The organism is Ruminococcus sp. N15.MGS-57 (assembly GCF_000980385.1).
Lineage (GTDB): Bacteria > Bacillota > Clostridia > Oscillospirales > Ruminococcaceae > Hominimerdicola > Hominimerdicola aceti.
Map to the genome: position 1 here is coordinate 1 of NZ_LARF01000056.1, position 7,803 is coordinate 7,803.

Consider the following 7,803-nt stretch of genomic DNA (forward strand, 5'->3'; position numbering starts at 1 on the left):
AGGCACAATGGCAAAGTAGAGCGCAGTCACCGAGAAGATCACAACAAATTCTATTCGTGCCATAGGTTTTATTCCTGCGACGACTTAAACGTGCAGCTAGCTGCACGTTTAAGTCGAACAAACAACCGTCCTATGCGTCCCCTCAAATGGTTTTCGCCTATCGAATTTCTTAATGATAGTGTCCAATATGATTGACAAACCTACAAAGAATAAATTACGATAAAATATGAACCAACTGTTGACTTTTTATCCCAACCGTATTATAATAATAAGGAAATGGTGCGAAAGTGCCAAGTCTTATTTTGTGGGACGTATCTGAAAGGAATTTGTATTATGGAGAACAATGTTATTATTCTTGCCGGTGGACAGGGCAAGAGAATGAAGACCAATATGCCAAAGGCTTTGTGCAATGTTATCGGTGAGCCTATGCTGGAGTGGGTGCTGACAGCCTGCGAAAATGCAGAGCTTGACGATATCTGCGTTGTAAAAGGCTACGAGGGTCAGCAGATAGAGGATTATCTTGCACAGAGAAAGTCAAAGGCTGATATCTGCACTGTTATGCAGGAAGAGCGACTTGGCACAGGTCATGCTGTTATGCAGGCGGCTGATTTCCTTAAAGCTCACGCTGAGGGAAACACACTTATACTCTGCGGCGACGCTCCTTTTATCGACGCAGAAACTATCAAGGGTGCGCTGGAGCTTCATACTGAAAAGGACTGTGGCGTAACTGTTGTTACATCAAGAGTTGAGAACCCTACAGGCTACGGCAGAATAATCCGCACTGAGAATGGCATTTCAGGAATAGTTGAGCACAAGGACTGCACACCTATGCAGCTTGCTATCACTGAGATAAACTCAGGCTGTTACTGGTTCAAGACGGCTGACCTGCTGGAAGTTCTTTTCGACATCAAGCCAGAGAACGCTCAGGGCGAGTATTATCTTACAGACTGCATCGAGCTGCTTATTGCAAAGGGCAAAAAGGCTGACGCATTTATTTCGGCAAATCCTCATGTTGCGCTTGGTGCAAATGACAGACGTGGTCTGCTTGCACTGAATGATATCGCAAGATATGAGATAATAGGAAAGTGGCTTGACGAGGGTATCGAGTTCTGCTGCACAGACGGTGTTTCTATCGGAAACAATGTTACTATCGGTCATGGAACAAAGATACACAGTGGAGTTATACTCAGAGGAAACACCACTATCGGTGAGAACTGCAATATCGGCAACAACTGCATAATAGAGAACACAACTGTAGGAAACGGCGTAAACCTCAACAATGTTCAGGCTTACGAGTCCGTTATCGAGGACGACGTTAAGATAGGACCTTATGTTCAGCTCAGACCTAATTCACACATCAAGAAGGGTGCAAAGATAGGCGACTTTGTGGAGATAAAGAACTCAACTATCGGTGAATACACAGCGGTGGCACATCTTACATACATCGGCGATTCTGACGTCGGCTCAAATGTAAACTTCGGCTGTGGCGTTGTAACAGTAAACTACAACGGCGACAAGAAGTTCAGAACTGTTATCGAGGACAATGCTTTCATCGGCTGTAACACAAACCTTGTTGCACCTGTAAGAGTCGGCAAGGGCGCATACACAGCGGCAGGCTCTACTATCACAACTGATATACCTGACAACGCACTTGCTATCGAGCGTGGCAGAGAGACTATCAAAGAGGGCTACGCTGAGAAGAAGCTCAAGGCGAGAACAGAAAAGTTCGAGGCTATCCACGGCAAGTCTGAGGAGAAGTAATATACCCAAATATAAGCAAAACCCTGTCTTTTGTAAGGCAGGGTCTTTTATTTGTTTAGCTTTTTGTTGTTTGTCCTGCCGAGGATATAATCGGTGGAAACGCCATAGAAGTCCGCTAGGATAAGGAGGTGTTCCACGGGGATAGTGAGAACGCCCCGTTCATAGCGTGAATAAACAGTTTGACTTGTGAAAAGAAGCTTTGCTATCTGCGTTTGGTTCATGTCCTTATCTTCTCGCAAGTCCCTTAATCTTGGAAAATACATAAAAATCTACCCTCATTTTTGGTAATTTTGCAGAAAATGCTTTAGTACCATTCGGTACTATTGACTTTACCATATTTGTGTGATATTATGTATGTGTTAGCACTTATAGGTACTAATATTCTAACAATGGAGGTAATATTATTATGAAGAAATTAGTGAGTTTATTTTTATCAGTTGTCATTCTGATTATGTGTACTGGCTGTGGAAGTACAGAAAGCAAGCTTATAGGCACTTGGGAGATTTATGGCACTGCTAGTGACGGAGAATTTAGCTCTGATGGCGATTGTACTTTTGAATTTGCAGAGGACGGAACTTTGAAAATAACTGAGGACGGGTCTACTGACGTTGGTTCATACAGTGTGAGTGATAATAGGATATATACTCAGTGCGGTAGTTATACTGAAGATTTTGGAATCAAAGAGATAACAAGCAGCGAATTGGTTTTGTATAAATTGGATAACGCTGGGGTTGAATATTATTTCACCAAAGACTAGCTTGCTTTAGATTTTTTAAGAGGTGTTTTTTATGGCAGATGAACGTTGGTATGTGCATAATGACGATATTTACGGAGTAAGCATTGACCATGATCCAGAATTTGGTTCCGGCAGGTCAGATCCCTACTATGAATGGTGTGATATAACGGATATAGACGAACTTAAAAAACAAAAAGAGATGCTTTGGGAAAAGATAAGATGTATAGAACGTCCATATAGAGAAATAGGCGGTAAGTATGTAAAGGTTGGTATTATTGTTTCTATTGCGGGCTTTTTCTCAATGATATTATTGGATATCGGGGCTTTTGTGACGTTTTTATCATTTGTGGCATTGTGCGTAGGAATAGGCATAATAATAAAGGGAAATCACATATCTAATACATTAGCAAGGGCATATAATAATTTTGAATTACGCGATGGTTTGAGTGAAACTAACCTTGAACTATATGAAGAACGTAATAAAATTTACGGAAAAATCCATGGAATAATCGACCAAATGGAACGTGTGGAGAGAACTCAGAAAATGATGAATAAAAGCAATAATCGTATCGTGAACGACAAAATTTCTTCTGCTGACATAGGCAGAGCAAAAAAGGAACTAGAAGATATGGAAAAGGTTTATAAAAATTAAAACTCGAATTTGACAAATCCACTTGCCTATGCTATAATAAAGCCGACAGTAAAATGTCGGCTTTTGTTTATACCCCGTCTTGCATAAAGACGGGGTTATTGTGCGTGGATAGAATAAGCTGTCGGGGCTGACATATTATAAAAGATAGGAGAATTTACAATGGATATATTTGAGAAATTGAAGAAATTGTCTGCCGAGAGGGAAACGGCTATGGGCAAGCCTGAGTATATTATCGTGGGGCTTGGCAACCCCGGCGTGGCTTATGAGAATACTCGCCATAACGCAGGCTTTCTTGCGGTGGCGGCTATGGAAAAGAAATACGGCTTTTCAGTGAATACGCATAAGTTCAAGGCTCTTGTGGGACGTGCCGTTATAGGCGGAAAAAGCTGTCTTGTCATGAAGCCTGAAACTTTCATGAACAATAGCGGTGAGGCTGTCAGCGACGCTATGGACTTTTATGATATATCGCTTGAAAATGTTGTCGTGGTCTATGACGATATTTCACTTGACGTGGGCAAAATGAGGATACGCAGAAACGGTTCGGCTGGCGGTCACAATGGCATAAAAAGCATTATTGCACTGTGCGGCGGTCAGGACTTTCCAAGGGTAAAAATAGGCGTGGGCAAAAAGCCTCACCCTGATTACAACTTGGCTGACTGGGTGCTTTCAAGATTCACTGACGAGGAAATGAAAAAACTTTCTGATGTGGATAAAAACACCTGCGAGGCTGTGGAGCTTATGGTGCAGGGCAAGATAAACGAGGCTATGAACAAGTTCAATTAAGCATATTTTTTTCGGAGAACAGCAAGATGAATATTTTTTATGAAATGGCGAGCCGTCTTGGCTTTTATAAAGATGTGAAAAACTGCCTGCTCAAAGGGTTTACCCCTTGTGCGGTCACGGGCGTTTCAAATATACACAAGGCTCAGACCGCAATGGCTCTCAGCAGGCTTTCCCCTTGCCTTGTTATATGCGACGACGAAGCGTCTGCCATTAGAATGACAGGGGATATAAACGAAATGGCTGGGGAACAGCTTGCCTGCGTTTTTCCTGCAAAGGATCTGAACTTTGCATACATGGAGGGCGTTTCAAGAGAATATGAGCATAAAAGGCTGGAAGCTCTCTCACTTATCACTCAGGGCAAACGCAAGATAATTGCCGCAAGTATGGAAGCTTGCTTGCAGGGAACTATTCCGCAGGATAAGCTGAAAGAGTTTTCCTTTGAGATAAAAACAGGGGGCGAACTCAGCCTTGAGGAGCTTACAAGCAAGCTTCTTGCAGGCGGTTATACAAGAACAGATCAGGTGGAGGGTCAGGCGCAGTTTTCTGTGAGAGGCTCTATTGCCGATATTTTCCCTGTGCAGGAGTCACGTCCTGTGAGAATAGAGCTTTGGGGCGACGAGGTTGACTCTATATCATATTTTGACCCCGAAAGCCAAAGACGTACCGACCCTATAGACGAGATAACGGTGTTCCCTGCACTGGAGATAATTTTCCCTGACACTGATGACCTTGTGACAAAGCTTGAAGCCTTGTCGAAGTCTGTCCGTGGAAGCCGTACCGATAAGATAAGAACGAATATTTCAAGGGACATAGAAACGGCTCAGAGCGGTATCACGCTCACAAATCTTGATAAGTATTATACTGTGTGCTATGACAAGCTCACAACAGTGTTTGATTACTTTGAGAGCGGTGTTTGCCTTGTGTCGGAGTATACCAACTGTATCGAAAAGGGCAAGGCGGCTCTTGCTCAGCTTTCAGAGGATATGAAGCTTCTTTATGAGGACGGCATACTTTTCAGAAAGCTGGAGGGCTTTTATCTTGATATACCACAAGCGGAACTAAAAATAACACAAATGAAGTCGGTGTTTCTTGACAGCTTTATGCGCTCTAACAACGGCGTGAAGTTCAAAAAGCTTATCAATACCGACTGCCGACAAACGGCGGCTTGGGGCGGTAATATCATCAATCTTGAAGAAGAATTGAAAAATCTCTGCTCTCAGGGCTATTGCACTGTTGTGCTGGCAGGCTCGGAAAAGACGCTTCCTATTATAAATAAAGACCTTAATGATGCTGGCATCTCTGCGGAGATCCTCACTGAGGACAGCGAGATAATAAAGGGTAAAGTATACTTGCGCACGGGCTGTCTGTCAGGTGGCTTTGATTATCCTGACATAGGCTGTGCGGCTATCACTCAGATGAAAGCCATGAGTGCAAAGAAGCGTAAATCCCATCACAAGGCAGGAGAAGAGATAAAAAGCCTGTCGGATATACAGACAGGCGATCTTGTTGTTCACGCTATGTACGGAATAGGCAGATTTTCAGGAATAAAAAATATAGAAACGAACGGTGTAACAAAGGATTATATCACCATAAAATATGCAGGTACGGACGTGCTTTATGTGCCTGTTACTCAGCTTGACCTTGTGTCACGATATATAGGACCTAGAGATGACGGGGCAGTGAAGCTTAATAAGCTCAACTCTATGGAGTGGACAAAGACACGAAACAAGGTAAAGTCTGCCGTAAAGGATATGGCGGAGGAGCTTACAAAGCTTTATGCTCAAAGACAAATGGCAAAGGGTTTTGCTTTTTCCCCTGACAACGATTGGCAGGCGGATTTTGAGGAGCGTTTCGACTATCAGGAAACCGACGATCAGTTAAGATCTATACAGGAGATAAAGTCAGATATGGAAAAGCCGTCCCCAATGGACAGACTTCTCTGCGGAGATGTGGGCTTCGGCAAAACGGAGGTGGCTCTCCGTGCGGCGTTCAAGTGTATGCTCGATAACAAGCAGGTGGCTATACTTGTGCCAACAACTGTTCTTGCATGGCAGCATTATCAGACGGCGATAAAAAGATTTGAGCATTTCCCAGTGAAGGTGGAGCTTTTGTCGAGATTTAGAAAACCAAAGGAGCAACAGCAGATAATAAGAGAGCTTAACCGTGGCACTATCGACCTTATCATAGGCACACACAGGCTTGTGCAGAAAGACGTTAAGTTCAAGGACTTGGGTCTTGTTATCATAGACGAGGAACAGCGTTTTGGTGTTGCTCATAAGGAAAAGTTCAAGGAAACTTTCAAGGGCGTTGATGTGCTTACACTTTCGGCTACCCCGATACCAAGAACTCTTAACATGGCAATGAGCGGTATCAGAGATATGTCGGTCATAGAGGAACCGCCTATGGACAGACACCCTGTTCAGACCTATGTTATAGAGCATAATATGGGCGTAATAGCACAGGCAATAAGCAAGGAGCTGCGACGTGGTGGTCAGGTGTATTATATCCACAACAGGGTGGAAACTATCATGATGACCGCAAATAAGCTTCAGGAAATGCTTCCTGACGCAAAGATAGCGTTCGCACACGGACAAATGCCCGAGGAGGAACTGTCGGAAATATGGCGGCAGCTTTGCGACAGAGAGATAGATATCCTTGTCTGCACCACAATAATCGAAACAGGTGTTGACGTGCCGAATGTAAATACACTTATAATAGAGGACGCTGACAGATTGGGACTTTCACAGCTTTATCAGCTTAGAGGACGTGTGGGAAGATCAAACCGCCGTGCTTTTGCGTACTTCACTTTCAGACGTGGCAAGGTACTCACGGAGGTAGCGGCAAAAAGGCTTGACGCAATAAGAGAGTTCACACAGTTCGGCTCAGGCTTCAGGATAGCATTGCGTGACCTTGAGATAAGAGGTGCAGGCTCGATACTCAGCGGTAAACAGCATGGACATATGGAAGCGGTGGGATATGATATGTATCTGCGACTTCTAAATGAGGCTATAGCTGAACAAAAGGGAGAGGCTCTGCCACCGTCACCTGAGGATTGTTTGGTGGATATATCCATAGACGCATTTATACCTGACCATTATATAGAAAATCTGTCACAGAGGATAGATTGCTATAGGAAGATAGCTTCCATAGGCAATGAGGAGGATTCCAGGGACGTTATCGACGAGCTTATAGATAGATACGGCGACCCACCGAAATCAGTGCTTGGATTGGTGAACGTTGCACTTACGAGAAATTCTGCTTCAAAGCTTGGCATAAAAGAAATAACACAAAGAGGGGATAAGGTGTTGTTCTTTGTGAAAACCGCAGAGGTGGAGCAGATACAAGCGTTGTATGGAGCTTATAAGAATAGGATTAGGTTTTTTGACGGAGAGAAACCATATTTTGCAGTGACATTGGAGAAAAAGCAGAAAGCGGCGGAATTAATGGCGGAAACGGTAAGATTAATGAGGAATGAGGAGTGAGGAATGGCGGAGCCATACCGAGTAAATCATTAACACAAAATATAGGAAACACCGAGCAAAGTGACAGCTGAGCGACGCACAGTTGTCACTTTTTGTATGAAAAGAACAAAGGAGCAAAGCAAAATGGACAAAAAGAGATAAGAAAAGGGAAATAAAGTGTAAAAAAAGCAGAAAGCAAAAAAAGGGGTTGACAAAAGGGCATAAAAGTGATAGAATAAACAAGTCGCCTCGAGAGAGAGCGATAGAGGAAGAAGCGAAACGAAGGTAAAAGGTTCGGGAGAACAGAAGAGACCTGAGGAGTAGCTCAAAAAGAACTTCACAAAAGAGTTCAAACGAATTCATAAAGAATTCACAAAGAAAAGTCTTGACAAAGCTTAGCTAATATGATA

At 43.3% G+C, this 7,803-nt stretch carries 6 protein-coding genes; 5 read left to right on the plus strand and 1 reads right to left on the minus strand.

The annotated features are described in order from the left end of the window. Positions 1–333: 333 nt before the first annotated feature. Positions 334–1,761, plus strand: a complete 1,428-nt coding sequence (glmU, locus tag WS40_RS09640; protein ID WP_046441900.1) for a bifunctional UDP-N-acetylglucosamine diphosphorylase/glucosamine-1-phosphate N-acetyltransferase GlmU — start codon at positions 334–336, stop codon at positions 1,759–1,761. 47 nt (positions 1,762–1,808) lie between these two features. On the opposite strand, the gene WS40_RS09645 is transcribed toward glmU, so the two are convergent. Beyond that, positions 1,809–2,024: a helix-turn-helix domain-containing protein gene (locus WS40_RS09645; protein WP_046441901.1), complete on the minus strand. Its 216-nt coding sequence runs from the start codon at positions 2,022–2,024 to the stop codon at positions 1,809–1,811. Between the two features lie 143 nt (positions 2,025–2,167). On the opposite strand from WS40_RS09645, the gene WS40_RS09650 reads away from it, so the two are divergent. From WS40_RS09650 to mfd, 4 genes are all read left to right on the plus strand, one after another. After that, positions 2,168–2,518, plus strand: coding sequence for a lipocalin family protein (locus WS40_RS09650; protein ID WP_046441902.1), 351 nt, complete (start codon positions 2,168–2,170; stop codon positions 2,516–2,518). Between the two features lie 31 nt (positions 2,519–2,549). After that, positions 2,550–3,149: a hypothetical protein gene (locus tag WS40_RS09655; protein WP_046441904.1), complete on the plus strand. Its 600-nt coding sequence runs from the start codon at positions 2,550–2,552 to the stop codon at positions 3,147–3,149. A 159-nt stretch (positions 3,150–3,308) separates the two neighbouring features. Continuing rightward, complete coding sequence (gene pth, locus WS40_RS09660; RefSeq protein ID WP_046441906.1) at positions 3,309–3,932, plus strand: aminoacyl-tRNA hydrolase; 624 nt, start codon at positions 3,309–3,311, stop codon at positions 3,930–3,932. A gap of 26 nt (positions 3,933–3,958) precedes the next feature. After that, the gene (gene mfd / locus WS40_RS09665; protein ID WP_046441908.1) at positions 3,959–7,414 is read left to right on the plus strand and encodes a transcription-repair coupling factor; all 3,456 of its coding nucleotides are present in this window, start codon (positions 3,959–3,961) and stop codon (positions 7,412–7,414) included. The last annotated feature ends 389 nt before the right edge of the window (positions 7,415–7,803 follow it).

Bases quoted from the DNA above. Each gene is read 5' to 3' on its own strand.
- mfd (WP_046441908.1), top strand. From the start codon at position 3,959: ATGAATATTTTTTATGAAATGGCGAGCCGTCTTGGCTTTTATAAAGAT.
- WS40_RS09650 (WP_046441902.1), top strand. From the start codon at position 2,168: ATGAAGAAATTAGTGAGTTTATTTTTATCAGTTGTCATTCTGATTATG.
- WS40_RS09655 (WP_046441904.1), top strand. From the start codon at position 2,550: ATGGCAGATGAACGTTGGTATGTGCATAATGACGATATTTACGGAGTA.
- pth (WP_046441906.1), top strand. From the start codon at position 3,309: ATGGATATATTTGAGAAATTGAAGAAATTGTCTGCCGAGAGGGAAACG.
- glmU (WP_046441900.1), top strand. From the start codon at position 334: ATGGAGAACAATGTTATTATTCTTGCCGGTGGACAGGGCAAGAGAATG.
- WS40_RS09645 (WP_046441901.1), bottom strand. From the start codon at position 2,024: ATGTATTTTCCAAGATTAAGGGACTTGCGAGAAGATAAGGACATGAAC.